16 protein-coding genes are annotated in these 18,145 nt (G+C 74.6%); 6 read left to right on the top strand and 10 right to left on the bottom strand.

Translation table 11 applies throughout. The annotated features are described in order from the left end of the window. The first annotated feature begins 29 nt into the window (after positions 1-29). Positions 30-1,394, top strand: a complete 1,365-nt coding sequence (locus tag ABEA04_RS08300) for an ABC1 kinase family protein (RefSeq protein ID WP_425576997.1) — start codon at positions 30-32, stop codon at positions 1,392-1,394. A 147-nt stretch (positions 1,395-1,541) separates the two neighbouring features. On the opposite strand, the gene ABEA04_RS08295 is transcribed toward ABEA04_RS08300, so the two are convergent. The 3 genes from ABEA04_RS08295 to ABEA04_RS08285 are packed head-to-tail and all read right to left on the bottom strand — an operon-like array spanning position 1,542 to position 3,275. Beyond that, positions 1,542-2,048 carry a GNAT family N-acetyltransferase gene (locus ABEA04_RS08295; protein WP_345456825.1) on the bottom strand — a complete coding sequence of 169 codons (507 nt, stop codon included), beginning with the start codon at positions 2,046-2,048 and terminating at the stop codon, positions 1,542-1,544. Beyond that, positions 2,045-2,590: a DinB family protein gene (locus tag ABEA04_RS08290; protein WP_345456822.1), complete on the bottom strand. Its 546-nt coding sequence runs from the start codon at positions 2,588-2,590 to the stop codon at positions 2,045-2,047. Before ABEA04_RS08290 ends, ABEA04_RS08295 begins: the two co-directional genes overlap by 4 nt. A gap of 43 nt (positions 2,591-2,633) precedes the next feature. Then, positions 2,634-3,275, bottom strand: a complete 642-nt coding sequence (locus ABEA04_RS08285) for a DUF6518 family protein (protein ID WP_345456819.1) — start codon at positions 3,273-3,275, stop codon at positions 2,634-2,636. A gap of 93 nt (positions 3,276-3,368) precedes the next feature. Between ABEA04_RS08285 and ABEA04_RS08280 the strand changes: the two genes are divergently transcribed. After that, the gene (locus tag ABEA04_RS08280) at positions 3,369-4,106 is read left to right on the top strand and encodes a DUF899 family protein (RefSeq protein ID WP_345456816.1); all 738 of its coding nucleotides are present in this window, start codon (positions 3,369-3,371) and stop codon (positions 4,104-4,106) included. Here the strand turns inward: ABEA04_RS08280 and ABEA04_RS08275 are convergent. The 3 genes from ABEA04_RS08275 to ABEA04_RS08265 are packed head-to-tail and all read right to left on the bottom strand — an operon-like array spanning position 4,084 to position 5,980. Next, the gene (locus ABEA04_RS08275) at positions 4,084-4,809 is read right to left on the bottom strand and encodes a VOC family protein (RefSeq protein WP_345456813.1); all 726 of its coding nucleotides are present in this window, start codon (positions 4,807-4,809) and stop codon (positions 4,084-4,086) included. The genes ABEA04_RS08280 and ABEA04_RS08275 overlap by 23 nt on opposite strands. Further along, positions 4,806-5,180 (bottom strand): pyridoxamine 5'-phosphate oxidase, encoded by a 375-nt coding sequence (locus ABEA04_RS08270; protein WP_345456810.1) that lies wholly within the window; start codon positions 5,178-5,180, stop codon positions 4,806-4,808. Before ABEA04_RS08270 ends, ABEA04_RS08275 begins: the two co-directional genes overlap by 4 nt. A gap of 20 nt (positions 5,181-5,200) precedes the next feature. After that, positions 5,201-5,980 carry a sulfite exporter TauE/SafE family protein gene (locus ABEA04_RS08265; RefSeq protein WP_345456807.1) on the bottom strand — a complete coding sequence of 260 codons (780 nt, stop codon included), beginning with the start codon at positions 5,978-5,980 and terminating at the stop codon, positions 5,201-5,203. 49 nt (positions 5,981-6,029) lie between these two features. Between ABEA04_RS08265 and ABEA04_RS08260 the strand changes: the two genes are divergently transcribed. Next, positions 6,030-6,908 carry a cobalamin-binding protein gene (locus ABEA04_RS08260; RefSeq protein WP_345456804.1) on the top strand — a complete coding sequence of 293 codons (879 nt, stop codon included), beginning with the start codon at positions 6,030-6,032 and terminating at the stop codon, positions 6,906-6,908. Positions 6,909-7,126: 218 nt separating this feature from the next. Then, entirely contained in the window at positions 7,127-8,164 is a 1,038-nt protein-coding gene (locus ABEA04_RS08255; RefSeq protein ID WP_345456801.1) for a DUF4349 domain-containing protein, read from the top strand. Between the two features lies 1 nt (position 8,165). Here the strand turns inward: ABEA04_RS08255 and hemE are convergent, their stop codons facing one another. Beyond that, on the bottom strand, positions 8,166-9,215 hold the full coding sequence (gene hemE / locus ABEA04_RS08250; protein ID WP_345456798.1) for a uroporphyrinogen decarboxylase: 1,050 nt from the start codon (positions 9,213-9,215) through the stop codon (positions 8,166-8,168). 90 nt (positions 9,216-9,305) lie between these two features. On the opposite strand from hemE, the gene ABEA04_RS08245 reads away from it, so the two are divergent. Beyond that, complete coding sequence (locus ABEA04_RS08245; RefSeq protein WP_345456795.1) at positions 9,306-9,929, top strand: DUF3000 domain-containing protein; 624 nt, start codon at positions 9,306-9,308, stop codon at positions 9,927-9,929. Continuing rightward, positions 9,926-11,287 (top strand): HRDC domain-containing protein, encoded by a 1,362-nt coding sequence (locus ABEA04_RS08240; protein WP_345456792.1) that lies wholly within the window; start codon positions 9,926-9,928, stop codon positions 11,285-11,287. The genes ABEA04_RS08245 and ABEA04_RS08240 overlap by 4 nt, the downstream gene beginning before the upstream one ends. Here the strand turns inward: ABEA04_RS08240 and ABEA04_RS08235 are convergent. The 3 genes from ABEA04_RS08235 to hrpA form a co-directional block, all read right to left on the bottom strand. Continuing rightward, the gene (locus ABEA04_RS08235; RefSeq protein ID WP_345456789.1) at positions 11,257-12,594 is read right to left on the bottom strand and encodes an ABC transporter substrate-binding protein; all 1,338 of its coding nucleotides are present in this window, start codon (positions 12,592-12,594) and stop codon (positions 11,257-11,259) included. The two genes, ABEA04_RS08240 and ABEA04_RS08235, sit on opposite strands and share 31 nt — an antisense overlap. Before the next feature lie 943 nt (positions 12,595-13,537). Then, positions 13,538-14,146, bottom strand: a complete 609-nt coding sequence (locus ABEA04_RS08230) for a hypothetical protein (RefSeq protein WP_345456786.1) — start codon at positions 14,144-14,146, stop codon at positions 13,538-13,540. Between the two features lie 30 nt (positions 14,147-14,176). Further along, complete coding sequence (gene hrpA, locus ABEA04_RS08225; RefSeq protein ID WP_345456782.1) at positions 14,177-18,100, bottom strand: ATP-dependent RNA helicase HrpA; 3,924 nt, start codon at positions 18,098-18,100, stop codon at positions 14,177-14,179. Positions 18,101-18,145: the final 45 nt, after the last annotated feature.

The following is an 18,145-nucleotide window of genomic DNA, read 5'->3' as shown; positions in this document are numbered from 1 at the left end:
TGGCGTCTGCGTCACCGGGCGCTGGAACAATGGAGGACGTGCCCGACTCCCCGCGCGACCTGCCCCGCAAGGCGGCTGCGCGCACCGCGCGCCTGGCCGCGCTGCCGCTCGGCTACGCCGGGCGCAAGACGATGGGCCTCGGCCGCCGCCTGGGCGGGGCGCCCGCCGACACGGTGCTGACCGACATCCAGCAGCGCACCGCCGAGCAGCTGTTCCGCACCCTGGGCGAGCTCAAGGGCGGCGCGATGAAGTTCGGGCAGGCGCTCTCGGTGCTCGAGGCGGCGCTGCCCGAGGAGGTCGCCGCGCCCTACCGCGAGCAGCTGACCAAGCTGCAGGACTCCGCGCCGCCCATGCCCACCCGCACCGTGCGCGAGATCATCGCCGCCGACCTCGGCGACGACTGGCGCGAGCGGCTGGTCAAGCTCGACGGCGCGCCCACGGCGTCCGCCTCGATCGGCCAGGTGCACAAGGGGCGGTGGCACGACGGTCGCGACGTCGCGGTCAAGGTGCAGTACCCCGGCGCCGGCGACGCCCTGCGCTCCGACCTGCGCCAGATCGCACGGCTGGGTCGCACCATCGGCCCGCTGTTCCCCGGCATCGACGTCAAGCCGCTCATCGACGAGATGCAGGCCCGCGCCGAGGAAGAGCTCGATTACACCCTCGAGGCGCAGGCGCAGCAGGCCTTCGCCGACGCCTTCGCCGGCGACCCCGACATCGTCGTCCCGCCGGTCGTGGCCGTCGGCTCCACGGTGCTGGTCACCGAGTGGCTCGACTCGCCCGCCTCGCTGGCCACGGTGATCGCCGAGGGGTCCGAGGCCGAGCGCGACCACTACGGCGAGCAGCTGGTGCGTTTCCTGTTCTCCGGCCCGGTGCGCACCAAGATGCTCCACGCCGACCCCCACCCCGGCAACTTCCGCGTCCTGCCCGACGCGGACGGCGGCCCGGGCCGGCTCGGCGTCCTCGACTACGGCGCGGTGGCCCGGCTGCCCGACCACGGCCTGCCCCGCGCGATGGGCAAGCTGATCCGGCTCTGCGCCACCGGCGACGGCGAGCAGGTGCTGGCGGGGCTGCGCGAGGAGGGGTTCATTAAGGACCGCACCAAGATCGACCCGCAGCTGCTCATGGACTACCTCTCGCCCTTCGCCGAGCCGACGCAGGTCGAGCGGTTCCGGTTCACGCGGGAGTGGATGCGCGAGCAGTTCCAGCGCATCAACAACCCCCGCGAGCCGGCCTACACGATCGCGGTCAAGCTGAACCTGCCGCCGTCCTACCTGCTCATCCACCGCACCTGGCTCGGCGGTGTCGGCATCCTCAGCCAGCTCGGCGCCGAGGCGCCGTTCAAGGCGATCCTCACCGAGCTGCTGCCCGGGTTCGCCGACCCCGAGGCCGGCTGACGCTCGTCGAGGTGCGAGGCCGGCCACGGCCGAGCCTCGAGACCGCGTACGTCGTCTCGTGACGTCGGCGTGATGCTCGCGAGGTCGCGAGGCTCGTCGCCAGGGCTCGTCGCGCCTCGACCATCGTGGGGCTCCGCCGTTAGGCCGTCAGGCCATCAGGTCGAGGTGCATCACAAGCAGGCCGACGAGGCCGTGCTCGCGGGAGTCGAAGGCCTCGGGCACGGTGCCGACGACGCGGAAGCCCAGCGACTGCCACAGCGCCACGGCGGCGTGGTTGGTCTCGACCACGGCGTTGAACTGGATGGCGCGGAAGCCCTGCTCGCGGTGCCAGGCGACGACGAACTCGCCCAGCCGGCGTCCGACCCCGCGGCCGCGGGCCTTTGCCGAGACCATGAACGACGCCGTGCCGACGTGCGCGCCGCGGCCGGGCCGGTTGGGGCCCATGGTCGCGCTGCCGAGCACCTCGCCGTCGTCCTCGAGGACGACGGTCTGCCCGGGCGGCGCCATCGTCCACAGCGCCCGCGCCTGCTCGCTGGTGAGGTCGAGCGGGTAGGCGTAGGTCTCGCCGGCCTCGACGATCTCGCGCCAGAACGGCCACACCCGCGGCCAGTCGGCCTCGGTCATGGCCCGCACCACCGGGTCGGTGCCGCTCACTCGCCGGCCTGCCCGTCGACCGCCTCGCGCACCAGGTCGGCATGGCCGTTGTGGCGGGCGTACTCCTCGATCATGTGCAGCAGGATCCACCGCAGCGAGACCTCCTCGCCGGTGCGGGGGTGCCGGCGGACGGCGACCGCGTCGGCTCCCCCGTCGGCCGCGGCGGTGGTGATGCGGGCGTCGCAGTCGACCACGACGGACTCGTAGAGCGCGTGCAGCTGCTCGGGGGTGTCGTCGGGGGCGCTGTCGAACTCCCAGTCGGGCTGAGCCTCCCAGTCGGCGTCCGCGAAGGGGGCGACCGGGTCGGTGCCGGCGAGGTTGACCCCGAACCACCAGTCCTCGACGTAGGCGAGGTGCTTGAGCAGCCCGGCCAGCGTGAGCGTGGACGGCGGGTGCGGCCTGGCGAGCTGCTCCTGCGTCAGCTCGCGGGTCTTCCAGCGCAGGGTGTCGCGGTGGTAGTCGAGGAAGCCGCGCAGCAGGGCGACCTCGTCGCCGCTGTAGGGCGGGTTGACGCGGTAGGCGGGTTCGGGGTGGTCGGGCACGCCCGTGACGCTAGGGCGTGACCGCCGGGGTGTCGCCCCGGTTTCACCAGCGGCCGAAGCCGGCCATCACGAAGGCGACGAAGCACAGCGCGGTGAGCGGGGCGGTGAGCACCAGCGCTCGGGCGATGACGCCGGGACGCCGCGACTCCGAGCCCAGCACGGCCACGGCGACCAGCACCGTCAGCAGCGCGGTGGCGGTGGCGTCGACCCGCAGCCACGCCTCCGCGAGCAGGACGGCGGCGGTCAGGCCCAGCCCGGCGCCGGCCCACCACGACCCCGGCGTGCGGTCGCGCACCAGCGCGCCCGCCATCCCGAAGCCGGCGCCGGCGACCACCGCGAAGGCCAGCCAGGCCACCGTGGTGGCGGCGAGCAGCCGGTCGGGGCTGGCCAGGTCGACCGCGATCGCGGCCAGGTAGTACGACTCGACGGCCACGACCAGCATCACCGCGCCCGCGGTGCCGCTGACCGCGACGCTGCTGCGGGTGAGACGGCCGAGCGCGAAGGCGGCGAGGGCCCAGATCGCGGAGGAGTTGGCCAGGTCGGCCCAGGGGTAGGGCAGCACCTGGATCAGCACCAGGTCGAGGACGCCGAGCGCCAGGCCGGCGGCCCCGGCGAGCGCGAGGGTCTCGCGGGCCTCCGCGTGGGTGGTCGCGGGGGCGGTCTCGTAGGAGGCGGTGGTGGTCATGCTCCGAGCCTGCTCGGCCCGGGGCCACGGCGGCTCCGCCTGTGGTGCCGCGTCGTCGTCCTCAGGTACCGCGGGGTCGCTAGGTTCGGGTGCATGGTCGCTGCCAAGCCGCCCGTGGTCCCCGCCGACGAGTGGGCCGAGGCCCAGCGGGCGCTGGCCGCTCGCGAGGAGCAGGTGGCCGAGCAGATCGACGGCCTGATCGCGGCGCGCAAGCGGATGCCCATGGTGCGGGTCGAGGGTGAGTACCGCTTCGAGGGGCCGGACGGCGAGGTGTCGCTGCTCGACCTCTTCGAGGGACGCACCCAGCTGATCCTCTACCGGTTCTTCTTCGAGGAGGGCGTCGCCGGCTGGCCGGACGCCGGCTGCGTGGGCTGCTCGTCGTGGGCCGACGGCGTCGCCGAGCTGGGTCTGGTGCACGCGCGCGACATCACCTTCGCCATGGCCTCACCGGCCCCGCAGTCCGCGCTGCGCGGCTACGCCGAGCGCATGGGCTGGACCGACCTGCCCTGGTACACCATCCGCACCGACTCCTTCACCGAGGACTTCGGCGCCACCGACTGGTTCGCGCTCAACGTCTTCCTGCGCGACGGCGACGAGGTGTTCCGCACCTACTACCTGCAGCACGGCCCGATGGTCAGCCAGATCGGCAGCGTCGCCAGCCTCTACGGACTGACGCCGTACGGCGGCCAGATCGAGGGTGAGGACGTGCCGGCGGGTTGGCCGCAGGCGCCGTTCGAGCACTGGCTGCGCCGCCACGACGAGTTCGACGAGCCGGCGCCGCTCCACTGGGACGCCGACCACGACCACGTCACCCCGGCGCGCGGCTCGTGACGCAGTAGCGCAGGCCGGCGGGGTCGACGAGCACGGTCCAGCCGCGGCCGGGGCCCTCGACGGTGGCGCCGAGCGCGACGTGGCGGGCGACCTCCGCCTCGGGGTCGTCGGCGGCGAGGTCGAGGTGGAAGCCGGCGGGGCGGTCGTCGTCCAGGCGCTGGAAGAGCAGGCGCAGCGGCATGCCGTCGCCGTCGAGGCGCCGGAACTCCCCGCGCGCGGGCGTGGGGGCGAAGCCGGTGAGCGCGGCCCAGAACGCGAGCTCGGCGTCGAAGAGCGAGGGGCCGACGTCGACGCAGACCTGGTCGACACGCGAGCGCCCGCCGGGCCACGACGCCGGTGGTGGGACGGCGGCCCCCGGCTGCTGCACGAAGCAGAACAGTAGGCCGGCCGGGCTGCGCAGGACGACGTGCCCGTGGTCGGCCACCTCGGTCGCGCCCAGCCCGACCGCCCGGTCGGCGGCGGCGCGGCGGTCGGTGACGCTGAGGTCGTAGTGGACCCGCGAGCCGCCCCGGGCCAGCCGCTGCACGCGCAAGTAGTCGTCGCCCTCGGGCGGCAGCAGCGTCGCGAAAGCGCCGCCGTCGCCGTCCGGTCGCGGCGCCGAGAGCCCGTATCCGGTGACGCCCCGCCAGAACGCGACCGCGGCGTCGTGGTCGGGTGCGGCGACGTCGATGAACGCGGTGGCCCAGAACGGCAGCGCGGTCATGCGCCCTCGTCGCCGGCCGACGGCGGCGGGGGCGGGCCGTCGGCGTGGATGCGCGGTCGGTGCAGGACCGCCGAGGCCGGGGTGAGGACGACGTCGTCACCGGCGTCACCGTCGGCGGCCGCGGTGCCGTCGACGAGCAGCGTGAAGCCGCGCGGCGCGCGGGGCGGGAGGACCAGCGTGACGGCGTCGTTCGCGGCGAGGTTGGCGAGGGTGCCGCCGCCGGGCGCGGCGATGCGCAGGGTGCCGTCGGGGGCGGGCTCGGGCTCGACGGTGACGGCCTTGACCCGGCCGTCACGGGTGGTGAGCAGGTAGCCGGCGTCGAAGTCGGCGAGCACGGCGGCCAGGCGGGCGACGTCCACGGGGATGCTCATGCGCCCAACCTAGGCGCGGCTCACCACAGCCCGACGAGGTCGCCGCCGATCCGGACGACGAACGCGCCGACCACCACGATGAAGAAGCCGCGCACGAAGCCCGAGCCCTTGGCGACGGCGGTGCGGGCGCCGAGGTAGCCGCCGGTGAGGTTGGCGGCGCCGAGCAGCAGCCCGACGCCCCACAGCACCGCGCCCTGCGGCACGAAGACGCACAGCGCGGCGAGGTTGGTGGCCCAGTTGGCCAGCTTGGCCTTGGCGCTCGCCTCGAGGAAGCCGTAGCCGCTCAGCCCCACGAGCAGGAAGACGAAGAAGCTGCCGGTGCCGGGACCGAGCGCGCCGTCGTAGAACCCCACGCCCAGCCCGATCAGCATGGCGACGGCGGTGTGACGACGTCCGGTGAAGCGCAGCGCGGTCTCCTCGCCCAGGTCGGGCTTGAGGACGACGTAGGTGCCCACCACCACCAGCGCGACCAGCACGATGGGGTCGAAGACGCTGCGCGGCAGGGAGCTGGCCACGAGAGCACCGCCGACGGAGCCGGCGAAGGCGAAGCCCGCGAGCGGCAGGAACGTGCGTGGATCGGGCTTCACGCGGCGGTAGTAGGTGATCGAGCTGACCGTGGTGCCGCAGATGGCGGAGAGCTTGTTGGTCGCCAGGATCTGCACCGGCGCCGCGTCGGGCAGGCCGAGCAGCAGCGCCGGGAGCATCACCAGTCCCCCGCCGCCGACCACCGCGTCGACGTAGCCGGCCACGAGCGCGGCGAGCACCAGGAGCGCGAGCACGGTCAGGGACGGCTCGGGCACCGGCTCACCCTGTCACGGCCCGCTCCCCCGCCTGTCTAGGGTCGACGGGGTGCGCGTCGTCTCGCTGCTGCCCGCGGCCACCGAGGTCCTGTTCGCCGTCGGAGCCGGGGACGACGTCGTCGGCGTCACCTTCGAGTGCGACCACCCGGCCGAGGCGCGGCGCCGCCGCATCGTGTCGACGTCGTCGATGCCGGAGGGCCTGACGCCGGCGGCCATCGACGACTTCGTGGCCGCCGCGGTCGCCCGGGGCGAGGACCTCTACCGCCTCGACGCGGGCGCGCTCGCCGAGCTGCGGCCCGACCTCGTCGTCACCCAGGACCTCTGCGCCGTCTGCGCGCTCGACGTCGGCACCGTCTCCGAGGCGCTCGCCCACCTCGGGGTCGGCGACGACGTCGAGGTCGTCACCACCGACCCGCACACGCTCGAGGAGGTGCTCGACTCCGTGCTGCTGCTCGGCCGGGCGGTTGGGCGGGACAACGCCGCCGCCGCGCTGGTGGCGGGCCTGCGGACCCGGCTGGACGCCGTCCGCGACGAGGTGGCGCGGCGCCCCGGGCCGCGGCCGCGGGTCGCCGTCCTGGAGTGGACCGACCCGCCCTACCTGCCCGGTCACTGGATCCCCGAGATGGTTGAGCTGGCCGGCGGCACGTGCGTGCTCGGCCGCGCCGGCGCGCGCTCGGTGCGCACCACGTGGGACGACGTCCGCGCGGCCCGGCCGGACGTCGTCGTGGTGGCGCCGTGCGGGTACGACCGCGCCGGCGCCACCGCGCAGGCGGAGGCGCTGGTGGCCGCGGGGCACCTGCCGGCCGGCGCCGTCGTGCACCCCGTCGACGCCGACGCGATGTGGGCGCGGCCCGGTCCGCGGCTCGTCGACGGCGTCGAGGAGCTGGCCGGCGTGCTCGCGCGGGTGCCGGTGGCTCCGGGCGGCTGAGCCGGGGCCCTTCGACAGGCTCAGGGTCCGTGCGGGGCGTTGGCGTGGTCGGTGTGGGGTCTCGAGGCTCGGCCGTGGCCGGCCTCGCACCTCGACCATCGTCAGGGGCCGGCCTCTTGCACCTCGAGACCTCGGGCGAGGATCACGCGGACGTCACGGTCTGAGGAAGGATCGATGACGATGGAACCGATCTGACGTGGGCCACGTCACAGTCGGTCATGACCGTGTGTCCGCCCCTCCACCACCGTCCGCAGCGGCTCGGCGCCGCGGCAGCCGCCCTCGTCATGGTCGCGCTCGCGCTCGCCGGCTGCACGGGAGGTGAGAACGACAGCGGCGACAGCGACGACGCGTCGGTCGCCTCCGGGTCGGAGTCGGCCCCACGCGACGGCGTGGACGCCTACGCCGACGCACCCGCCGAGCTCGCCCAGGACGAGTCCGTCGAACGGGCGAGCGCCGGCGGCGACACCGCCGAGCGGGAAGAGCCCGCCGTCGACACCGGCCTCGAGCCGGGCCGCGGCACGGCGCTGGTGAAGACCGGCCGGGTCTCGCTGCGCGCGGACGACGTCGACCAGACCGCGTTCCGGGTGCGCGAGATCCTCGCCGGGGTCAACGGCCAGATCGGCGAGGAGCGCACGGAGGGCAACGACGAGGACGGCACCAGCCGCACGCTGCTGGTGCTGAGGGTGCCGGTCGACACCTTCGACGAGGTCTACGACGACCTCCGGGAGATCGAGGGGTCGACGGTGGTCGACAGCAAGGCCGACACCGAGGACGTCACCACCGAGGTCATCGACGTCGACGTGCGGATCGCCGTCCAGGAGCGCAGCATCGACCGCATCAGTGCCCTGCTCGACCGCGCCGGCAGCCTGCGCGGCATCGTCGCGATCGAGCGCGAGCTGTCGCGCCGCGAGGCCGACCTCGCCTCGCTCCAGCAGCAGCAGGACTACCTCGCCGACCAGACCGCCTTCTCGACCCTCACCGTCGCCATCGAGCAGCCGCCGGTCGAGAAGGCCGAGGAGCAGGTCGCCTTCACCCCGATCGCCGCCCCGCCGCCGGCCGGGTTCGGCGGCGGCCTCGTCTCCGGCTGGGAGGCGTTCGTCGGCTTCGGCGCCGGCCTGCTGCTCGTCGTCGGCGCGGTGCTGCCGTTCGCCGTGGTGGTCGCGCTGCTCGCCGTCCCGGCGTGGGTGCTGCTGCGCCGCCGACGCGCCGCAGCGCCGGCCGACCCCGCGCCGACCGCGGGAGCAGCCGTCAGCTGAGTCAGCCGAGCGGGTAGCCCTGCACGAACTCGGTGAGCCGGGCCAGCTGGTCGGGGTCGGTCGAGGGGATGACGCCGTGGCCGAGGTTGAACACGTGGCCGCGGGCCGCCCGACCGGCCTCGATCACCTCGGCCGCGCGGGCCGTCATCACCTCGGTGGGCGCGAAGACGAGCGTCGGGTCGAGGTTGCCCTGGACGGCGCGGTCGCCGACCTGCGGGATGGCGTCGGCCAGCGGCGTGCGCCAGTCGACGCCGACGACGTCGGCCCCGGCCTCGCCCATCGGCCCCAGCAGGCTGCCGGTGCCGACGCCGAAGTGGATGCGCGGGACGCCGAGGGCGCCGGCCCGCTCGAGCACGGCGGCGGAGTGCGGCATGACGCTGGCGCGGTAGTCGGCCGGGGTGAGCGCGCCGGCCCAGGAGTCGAACAGCTGCACCGCCGAGGCGCCCGCGGCCACCTGCACCTCGAGGTAGGTCGCGGCGATGCCGCCGATCTTGCGCATCAGCGCGTCCCACACGTCGGGGGCGCCGAACATCATCGCCTTCGTGCGGGCGTGCTCCTTCGACGGACCGCCCTCCACCAGGTACGACGCCACGGTGAAGGGGGCGCCGGCGAAGCCGATGAGCGGCGTCCCGCCGAGCTCGCCGACCAGCCCGCGCACGGCCTCGGTGACGAAGTCGACGTGGTCGGGGGTCAGGTCGGGGATGGCCTCGACGTCGGCCAGCGTGCGCACCGGCCTCTCGACCACCGGACCCACGCCGGGCTTGATGTCGAGGTCGACACCGACGGCCTTGAGCGGCAGCACGATGTCGGAGAAGAAGATGGCGGCGTCGACGCCGTAGCGCCGCACCGGCTGCATCGTGATCTCGACGACCAGCTCGGGGCGCATGCAGGCCTCGAGCATCGCCACGCCCTCACGCACCTCGAGGTACTCCGGCAGCGAGCGGCCGGCCTGCCGCATGAACCACACGGGGGTGTGCGGCACGGGCTCGCCGCGGGCGGCCAGCAGGAAGGCGCTGCGGGCGAGGTCGGGGTGCGCGGGGGGCGGGGCCACGGCCCCAGCGTCCCACCCGGCCCCACGCGGCGGTCCCGGGCCTCGGCGTGTCACGGCTCGCGCGTCGGGGCGCCACCTACTGTGAGCACCATGGCGGTGCGCCCGGAGTCCAGTGCCGCGCCCACGGAGTTCCGCGAGGCCGTGGCCGCGATGCACGACGCCGTGCTGCGCCCGGAGGTGCTCTGCGAGGAGATGCCGGCCCCTCAGCGCATCGCGCCCTACTCCTCGGCGCTGTCGGCCGACGTCACCGTCGACGGCGACGACGTCGGCACCGGGCGGATCATCCTGCTGCACGACCCCGCCGGCAACGACGCCTGGGAGGGCACCTTCCGCTGCGTCGCCTACTGCCGCTGCGAGATCGAGCCCGAGATGGTCACCGACCCGATGCTCGCCCAGGTCGGCTGGACCTGGCTCACCGACGCCCTGACCTCCCACGGCGCCGAGTTCGTGGCGGCGTCCGGCACCGTCACCCGCGTCGCCACCGAGAGCTTCGGCTCGATGGCCGACGACGGCGGCTCCGCCCAGATCGAGGTGCGCGCCTCGTGGACGCCGGCCCCCGACGCCGACGGCGTGCTCGACCCCGCCGACCTCGGCCGCCACGTCGAGGCCTGGGGCGAGCTGCTGTGCACCGCCGCCGGCCTGCCCCCGGTGCCCGACGGCGTCGCGGTGATGCCGAGCCGCCGTGGCCAGCGAGGCGGCCAGCCGGCTCGATGAGCGACACCACGCCGACCGACGGCACCCCCCTCCCGCCCGAGCCCGAGACGCAGCCCGAGGAGCAGCCCGAGCCGCTGCCCCTGCTCGAGCTCTCCGACGGCCTCCCGCCCCTCACCGACACCGAGCCCGCGCTCGCCGAGGTGTGCGAGCGGCTGGCCGCCGGCACCGGCCCCGTCGCCATCGACGCCGAGCGCGCCTCGGGCTACCGCTACTCCCAGCGCGCCTACCTCATCCAGCTGCGCCGCGAGGGGTCCGGCACCGCGCTGGTCGACCCGGTCGCGTTCGAGTCGCTGGCGCCGCTGCAGGAGGCGCTCGAGGGCACCGAGTGGATCCTGCACGCCGCCACCCAGGACCTGCCCTGCCTCAACGAGCGCGGCCTGGTGCCGACGGCGCTGTTCGACACCGAGCTCGCCGGGCGGCTGCTCGGCTACCCGCGCGTGGGTCTCGCGACGCTGGTCGAGACGCTGATCGGGCGGCGCATGAAGAAGGAGCACTCCGCCGCCGACTGGTCGACCCGGCCGCTGCCGCAGTCGTGGCTGGAGTACGCCGCGCTCGACGTCGAGCCGCTCGTCGAGCTGCGCGACCGGCTGGCCGCCGAGCTGGAGGAGACCGGCAAGGCCGAGTGGGCGCGCCAGGAGTTCGACGCGCTGCGCAGCTTCAAGCCGACGCCGCGGCCCGACGCGTGGCGCCGCACCTCCGGCATGCACCGGGTGCGCGGACGCCGGGGGCTCGCCGCGGTGCGGGCGCTCTGGCAGACCCGCGACGCCATCGCCACCGAGCGCGACGTGACGCCCGGCCGGATCATCCCCGACTCCGCCATCGTCGCCGCGGCCACCGCCGCCTCCGAGGAGGGCGTGGTGCTCGACCGCTCCGCGCTGCGGTCGCTGCAGGGCTTCCACGGCCGGGGCGCCTCGCGCTACTCCTCGCAGTGGGTCGAGGCGCTGCGCGAGGCCGCCGCGCTCACCGAGAACGAGCTGCCCAGCCGCAACCCGCGCGGCGACGGTCCGCCGCCGCCGCGGGCCTGGGCCGACAAGGACGCCGTCGCCGCCGAGCGGCTGCGCCTGGCCCGGGAGGCGACGTCCGCGCTCTCCCGGCAGCACGGACTGCCGGTCGAGAACCTGCTGACCCCCGACCTGCTGCGGCGGCTGATGTGGTCGCCGCCGCCCGCGCGCGACCCCGGCGACCTGCTCGACGCCGTCGTCGACCGGCTCACCGCCGACGGCGCGCGGCCCTGGCAGGTCGCGCTGACCGCGCCGGTGCTGGTGGACGCCGTCCTGCAGGCCGAGCGGGAGCCCGAGCCGGAGCCCGAGCCGGACGAGCCGACCGATCAGTCGGTGGGCTCGGGCGACGGCTCGTAGTCGGGGTCGAGCACGGCGCGCGAGCGCTCGTCGATCTCGGCGGCCAGGGCCGACAGGTCGGGGATGACGCTGCCGGTGAGCAGCTCGCGCAGCTCGGGCTCGACGGCGGCGTTGAGCGCGTCGGGGTCGTCGATCAGCGGCGCGAGCTGGATGGACTCGACGGCGGCGTTGAAGACGCCCGCGTTGGACGGCGACCGGCCCGGCTGCAAGAAGGCGTCGGAGCGGGCGACCGCGAGGTTGGTCGGCACGATGTAGCCCGCCTCGGCCACCGGCGCCATGCCCTCGGGCGAGATGGCGTTGACCAGGAAGTCGGCGGCGGGCTGCACGTGGTCGCCGGGCGAGATGCACAGGCCGGTGAGGTCGCCGATCGTGGCGTCGCCGCCGACACGCGGCATCGGCATGACGTCGAAGCTGAGGCTCGCGACCTTGCGCAGCTGCGGCGTGATGCCGCGGTAGCCCTCGATCATCCCGAGCCGGCCGCGCTGGAACCACTGCAGCGGCGTCGCCTCGGCCAGCTGCTCCTCGCTGAGGGTGACCTCGGGGTCGCGCAGCAGGGTCTGGATGGTGGTGAGGGTGTCGATGTTGGTGTCGCTGGAGAAGGCGAGCGAGGTCGGGTCGGTCGGGTCGTCGAACAGCTGGCCGCCGCCGGAGTAGATGAACGGCGCCAGGCTGCGCAGCGTCGGCGAGATGCTCAGGCCGCGGGCGCCGGTGCGGGGGCGGCTGGCGAAGGTGGCGGCGGCCGCGAACTCCTCGAACGTCCAGCCCTCGAGCTCGTCCTCGGGGGCGGGCAGTCCGCGCTCGCGCATCAGGTCGAAGTCGACGAGCCGCTTGTTGTAGTAGATGACCATCGGCGAGACCGAGTAGGGCATGCACTGCAGGTCGTCGTCGGCCGAGAACCCCTCGATCGCGCGCTGCGAGTACTCGTCGCCGAGGCTGAGGTCGCGGGCCTCGAGCAGCTCGAACAGCGGCTCGTTGAGCTCGTTGTCGATGACGAACTGCAGGTCGCGCCGGGCGACGAGGTAGATGTCGGGCGGCCGCGCACCGGTCTCGAGGTCGGCGCGGAAGGCGGCGGCGTCCGGCCACGAGAGCAGCTGGACCTGCACCTGCGCGGCCTGCTCGTTGAACTCGTCGACGGCCTCCTGGTAGGCCGCGACCTCGGTGTCGTCGCCGAAGACGCCGAAGCTGAGGGTGACGTCGCCCGAGGGCTCCGGCTCGGGGTCGGGCTGCTCGTCGCACGCCGCGAGCGGACCCAGCGCCAGCACCAGCCCGAGCGCGCACCCGACCGCACGACGGAGGCGTCGGGTCATCGGGTCGTCCTCGCGGGTCGGCGGCTGCGGCGGTGCGCGGTCACCCTACTCAGCACGTGGTCGGTGGGTGTCGGGCACGCCGGACCGGGAGCGCCTCACGGCGCGTGGCCGCTCGTAGCGGCTTCAGTTGGGACCCGGGGCTGCCACAGCCCGGCGTGCTCGACGTGTTCAACCGTACAAGCCCCTGGCGCATTCCACAGGGGTTGAGGGGGCCTGATTGCGCGCTGAGACTGGTCGAGGTGCGAGGAGCCCCGGCGACGAGACCTCGCAAGGTCGATGCGAACCCCCCCACACGGACCCTGAGCTTGTCGAAGGGCCCTGACGGTCAAGGGCCGCGGCGAGCGGGCTGACCAACCCGCGGTACTGAATTGCGCCTCCGCTCGTTCCTCGCTTCGGCGCGTGTTCGCGGCGCCTTCACCCGACCCGGTTCGCTCCTGCGCGCGGAGGGCTCGCTCGTCCCTCGCTGCGCCCTCCGTGCTCGTCACTCACCAGGTCGCGCGCCGCGAACGGATCTGCACCGGACGATGGTCGAGGTGTGAGGAGCCCCGGCGACGAGCCTCGAGACCCCGCACGGTCGATGCCAACGTCCCCCACGGACCCTGAGCTTGGTCGTTGGGCCCTGACGGTCAACGGCTGCGGCGGGTGGGGTGACCAGCCGGCTGTGTTGAATTGCGCCTCCGCTCGTTCCTCGCTTGGGCGCGTGTTGTCGGCCCCGACCTGACGCTGGTCGAGGTGTGAGGAGCCCTGGCGACGAGCCTCGAGACCGCTGGCCGTCCGTGCCCGGGTCCCTCCACGGACCCTGAGCTTGTCGAAGGGCCCCGTCGGTCACCGGGGTCGGTGAGGCGGTGGACGCACTCACTGCGATGCCTGACGCGTCCGCGCGTTCCTCGCCTCGCGCGTCGTCACGGCGCGCCTGCTGCGACGCGAACGGCTCGTGGGCCGCTCAGTCGAGCTCGTCGTCCAGCTCGAGGCGGGCAGCGTGCTCGAGCTGCTCGGCGAGGGTGAGCATGCGGCGGACCTCGCGGTCGCTGGGCTCGTCGGTGCCGACGAGGCCGGCGCGGCCGGTGGCGACGACGCGGGCGAAGGCGGCGGCGCGGAGCAGGACGTCGGCGAGGTCGCCGGTGGCGAGGCCGCGGAGCACCTCGTCGACCATGGCGCGCAGCTCGTCGGGTCCGGGCGGGTCGGCGACGCCGGCGACGACCTCGGCGACCTGCGCGCGGGCGCGGCCGGCGTCGAACTCGCGGGCGGCGCGCACGGGGTCGCGGTGCACCCAGGAGCGCAGCACGTAGAGACGCCACAGACAGCCCGACAGCGACTCGGGCGGGGCGCCGGCCCACACCTCGGCGATGGCCTCGATGCCCTCGGTGTCGGCGAGGTGCAGCAACCGGTCGGCAACGGCGTCGTCCGCGCTGTCACGGGCACCGCGCACCAGCAGGTGGGCGGCGCGCTCGGCGGCCTCGCCGACCAGCGCGGGGTCGGGGCCGCCCTCCAGCTCGCCGAACCACTCGCCGCGCTTGAGCTGCGGCCGGTGGTGGCGCGGGGTCTCGGACACCCAGCCAGGTTAGGAGGTCAGCCCAGCCGGTCAGCCCAGCGCCTTGCGGATGCGCTGGTCGCTGACGGGGCCGGCGGTGCCGAGCTGCTGGGCGAACAGCGAGACGCGGTACTCCTCGAGCATCCAGCGCACGCGCCGCAGCCGCTCGTCGGGCGGGCGGCCGGCGGGCAGGGCCTCGAGGCGGTGCAGCCAGGCCTCCTGCAGCGGCGTGACCTGGTCGAGCAGCTGCCGGTCGCGGACGACGGCCGCGGCGCCCTCGTCGAGCCGCGTCCGGCGCACCTCGACGGCCCGCAGGTAGACCGGGTAGCGGCGCAGCCGGGCGGCGCCGGCCTCGGCGACGAACCCGGGCCGCACGAGCCGCGCGAGCTGGGCCTGCAGGTCGGTGAGGGCGGGCAGCAGCATCATCTCGGCGCGCCCGGCGAGCGCCCGCTCGGTCGAGCGCCAGCGCTCGAGGACGCCGATCACGTCGGCCATGACGGCGCGCACGGCCGCCTCGTGCTCGGCGCCGGCGGCGGTGACGAGCGCGTCGAAGGCGGCGGCGTCGCGCACCGGCGGCCGGGCGTCGACCAGGTCGGCGAGCACCGCCGTCCGGGCGTCGGCGAGCAGCTCGGCGACCGAGGGGTAGGGCGAGGCGGCGAGGCCCAGCTTCTCGGCGTTGGTGAGGCCGTCGAGCAGCCGTGAGGTGGGGTCGGGCACGGCGAGGGCGAGCAGCCGCAGCACGCCGAGGCGGTGGTGGGCGGCGGCCTCGTCGTCCGAGCCGAAGACCGCGAGCCCGACGGTGCCGGCGTCCCGGCCCTCGTCGACGAGCGCGGGGTGGGCAGTGACCTCGTGGCCGGCGCGGCGCTCGGTGATGGCGGGCTCGATGGTGCCGAAGACCCAGGTCGTCTCGCCGGTGCGGGAGCGGCCGGTGTCGGCGGCGACCTCCTCGAGCGCGGCCTCGAACTGCGGCCGCAGCGGCGCCTTGAGGGCCTCGAGGTCCTTGCCGCGGGCCTGCTCGGAGCCGGCGTCGTCCACGACGCGGTAGGTGGGCCGCAGGTGCGGGGCGACCTTGCCCCAGTCCCACGCCTCGCGCGGCACGTGGACGCCGGTGGTCGAGCGCACCCACCGCTCGAGCGCGTCGAGCAGCGCCTCGCGCCCGGGCGGCACCTCGGCCAGGAACGCGCGGGCACGGTCGGGGGCGGGCACGAGCGAGACCCGCAGGTTCTTCGGCAGGCTGCGGATCAGGCTGGTCACGAGCTCTTCGCGCAGGCCGGGCACGTTCCACGAGAAGTCGGCGTCGTCGACCTGGTTGAGGGTGGCGACCGGGACGTCGATGGTCAGGCCGTCGTCCGCCGCCCCCGGCTCGAAGTGGTAGCTGATCGGGAACGTCAGGCCCTCGCTCGACCCGGCCCACGCCGTGGGGAAGTCGGCCTCGCGCACGCTGGCGGCGGTGTCGTGGGTGAGCATGTCGAGGTCGAAGGTGAGCAGGTCGGGACGCCGCTGCCGCTCCTTCTTCCACCACGTGTCGAAGTGGGCCCCGCTGACGACCTCGGCGCCGACGCGGGCGTCGTAGAAGTCGAACAGGGTGTGCTCGTCGACCACGATGTCGCGGCGGCGGGCGCGGTGCTCGAGCTCGGCGGCCTCCTCGAGCAGCTCGCGGTTGCGGGCCAGGAACTTCTGCCGGCTGTTCCACTCGCCGTAGACCAGCGCGTGGCGGATGAACAGCTCGCGGCTGGTCTCGCGGTCGATGCGGCCGTAGGCGACGAGCCGGTCGGCGACGAGCGGGACGCCGTACAGCGTGACCCGCTCGTGGGCCATGACGGCGGCGCGCTTCTTCGACCAGTGCGGCTCGGAGTAGGTGCGACTGACGAGGTGGGCGCCGAGCCGCTCGGCCCACTCGGGCTGGACGGCGGCGTTCTGCCGCGCCCACAGCCGGCTGGTCTCGACGAGCTCGCCGGCCATGAGGAACGGGGGGTTCTTGCGGTGCAGGACGCTGCCGGGGAAGACGGCGAACCGGGCGCCGCGGGCGCCGAGGTACTCCCGCGGCCCGCGCCGCGCGGTCCCCGAGCCCGTCGAGGGGCGGTCCCGCTGCTCGAGCAGCCCGACGTGCGAGAGGAGGCCCGAGAGCAGCGCCTGGTGGATGCCGTCGGCGTCGGGGACGTCGGCGGGCGAGCCCACCTGGATCCTCATCTCCTTGCAGACCTGCCGCAGCTGGCTCTCGAAGTCCTGCCACTCCCGCACGCGCAGGTAGTTGAGGAACTCCCGCTTGCACATGCGGCGGAACGCGCTGCTGCCCATCTCGCGCTGCTGGCGCTTGACGTGGCGCCACAGCTCGAGCCAGGTCAGGAAGTCCGAGCCCGGCACGGTGAACCGGGCGTGCTGCTGGTCGGCCTGCGGCCGCTGCTCGGCGGGGCGCTCGCGGGGGTCCTGGAGGCTGAGCGCGGCCGCGATGACGATCACCTCGCGCACGCAGCCCAGCCGCTCGGCCTCGAGGATCATCCGCGCCAGCCGCGGGTCGATCGGCAGCCGCGCCAGCCGTCGTCCGAGCTCGGTCAGCTGGGGCCCGTCGTCCCGTCTCCGGCGTCCCTGCTGACGTCGTCCGCGACCCCGCCGGCCCGATAGTCCCTGACGTGAATCAAGGTCTCGGGCGTCAGGACCTTGATCTACGTCAGGGACTACCGCCGAGGCCGGCATCAAGGCACCGAGCTCTTCCAGCAGCTGGAGGCCGGCTTGGACGTTGCGGCGGTCGGGGGGCTCGACGAAGGGGAAGCGGGCGATGTCGCCGAGGCCGAGGCTGGCCATCTGCAGGATGACGCTGGCCAGGTTGGTGCGCAGGATCTCGGGCTCGGTGAACTCCGGGCGGGCCAGGTAGTCGTCCTCGGAGTAGAGGCGGACGGCGATGCCGGGCGCGACGCGGCCGCACCGGCCGGCGCGCTGGTTGGCCGAGGCCTGGCTCACCGGCTCGATCGGCAGCCGCTGCACCTTGGTGCGCACCGAGTAGCGCGAGATGCGCGCGACGCCGGTGTCGACGACGTAGCGGATGCCGGGCACGGTCAGCGACGTCTCGGCGACGTTGGTGGCCAGGACGACGCGCCGCACGCTCGCCGGGTGGGAGGCGAAGACGCGGTGCTGCTCGGCCGCGGAGAGCCGCGAGTAGAGCGGCACCACCTCGGCGCGGGTGCCGCCGCCGGTGGCCGGGAACGCCTCGCCGAGCGCGTCGGCGGTGTCACGGATCTCGCGCTCGCCGGGCAGGAACACCAGCACGTCGCCCGGTCCCTCGCCCGACAGCTCGCGGACGGCGTCCACGACCGCCTCGGTCTGGTCGCGCACGATCGGCTCGCCCTCGTCGTCGTCCTCGGAGACGTCGACGAGCGGGCGGTAGCGCACCTCGACCGGGTAGGTGCGGCCCGAGACCTCCACGACCGGCGCGTCGTCGAAGTGCTTCGAGAACCGCTCGACGTCGATGGTGGCCGACGTGATGACGAGCTTGAGGTCGGGACGCCGCGGCAGCAGCCGCTTGAGGTAGCCGAGCATGAAGTCGATGTTGAGCGAGCGCTCGTGGGCCTCGTCGACGATGATCGTGTCGTAGCGCTTGAGCTGGCGGTCGCGCTGCAGCTCGGCGAGCAGGATGCCGTCGGTCATCAGCTTGATGCGGCTCGCGCGCGAGGTCCTGTCGGTGAAGCGCACCTGGTAGCCGACGAGGTCACCGACCTCGCTGCCGAGCTCGCTGGCGATCCGCTCGGCCACCGAGCGGGCGGCGATGCGGCGCGGCTGGGTGTGGCCGATGCGCTCACGGCCCAGCTCGAGGCAGATCTTGGGCAGCTGGGTCGTCTTGCCCGACCCGGTCTCGCCGGCGACGACCACGACCTGGTGGTCGCGGATGGCGGCCGCGAGGTCGTCGCGCCGCTGGCTGACGGGCAGCTCGGGCGGGTAGCTGATCGCGAGCTCGCCCGGCGGGCCCGATGCAACGGTCATGACGCTGCCATTGTGCCGCCCGCCGGGGCGGGCGCGGCGGGGTGA

The sequence above is a fragment of the Nocardioides marinquilinus genome, assembly GCF_039543705.1.
Taxonomy (GTDB): Bacteria; Actinomycetota; Actinomycetes; order Propionibacteriales; family Nocardioidaceae; genus Nocardioides; species Nocardioides marinquilinus.
This window is presented reverse-complemented; position numbering and strand designations above follow the sequence as displayed.

Coding starts and splice junctions, on each gene's coding strand:
- ABEA04_RS08245 (WP_345456795.1), top strand. CDS start 9,306: ATGGCGGTGCGCCCGGAGTCCAGTGCCGCGCCCACGGAGTTCCGCGAG.
- ABEA04_RS08275 (WP_345456813.1), bottom strand. CDS start 4,809: ATGACCGCGCTGCCGTTCTGGGCCACCGCGTTCATCGACGTCGCCGCA.
- ABEA04_RS08300 (WP_425576997.1), top strand. CDS start 30: ATGGAGGACGTGCCCGACTCCCCGCGCGACCTGCCCCGCAAGGCGGCT.
- ABEA04_RS08285 (WP_345456819.1), bottom strand. CDS start 3,275: ATGACCACCACCGCCTCCTACGAGACCGCCCCCGCGACCACCCACGCG.
- ABEA04_RS08240 (WP_345456792.1), top strand. CDS start 9,926: ATGAGCGACACCACGCCGACCGACGGCACCCCCCTCCCGCCCGAGCCC.
- ABEA04_RS08255 (WP_345456801.1), top strand. CDS start 7,127: ATGACCGTGTGTCCGCCCCTCCACCACCGTCCGCAGCGGCTCGGCGCC.
- ABEA04_RS08235 (WP_345456789.1), bottom strand. CDS start 12,594: ATGACCCGACGCCTCCGTCGTGCGGTCGGGTGCGCGCTCGGGCTGGTG.
- ABEA04_RS08270 (WP_345456810.1), bottom strand. CDS start 5,180: ATGAGCATCCCCGTGGACGTCGCCCGCCTGGCCGCCGTGCTCGCCGAC.
- ABEA04_RS08280 (WP_345456816.1), top strand. CDS start 3,369: ATGGTCGCTGCCAAGCCGCCCGTGGTCCCCGCCGACGAGTGGGCCGAG.
- hrpA (WP_345456782.1), bottom strand. CDS start 18,100: ATGACCGTTGCATCGGGCCCGCCGGGCGAGCTCGCGATCAGCTACCCG.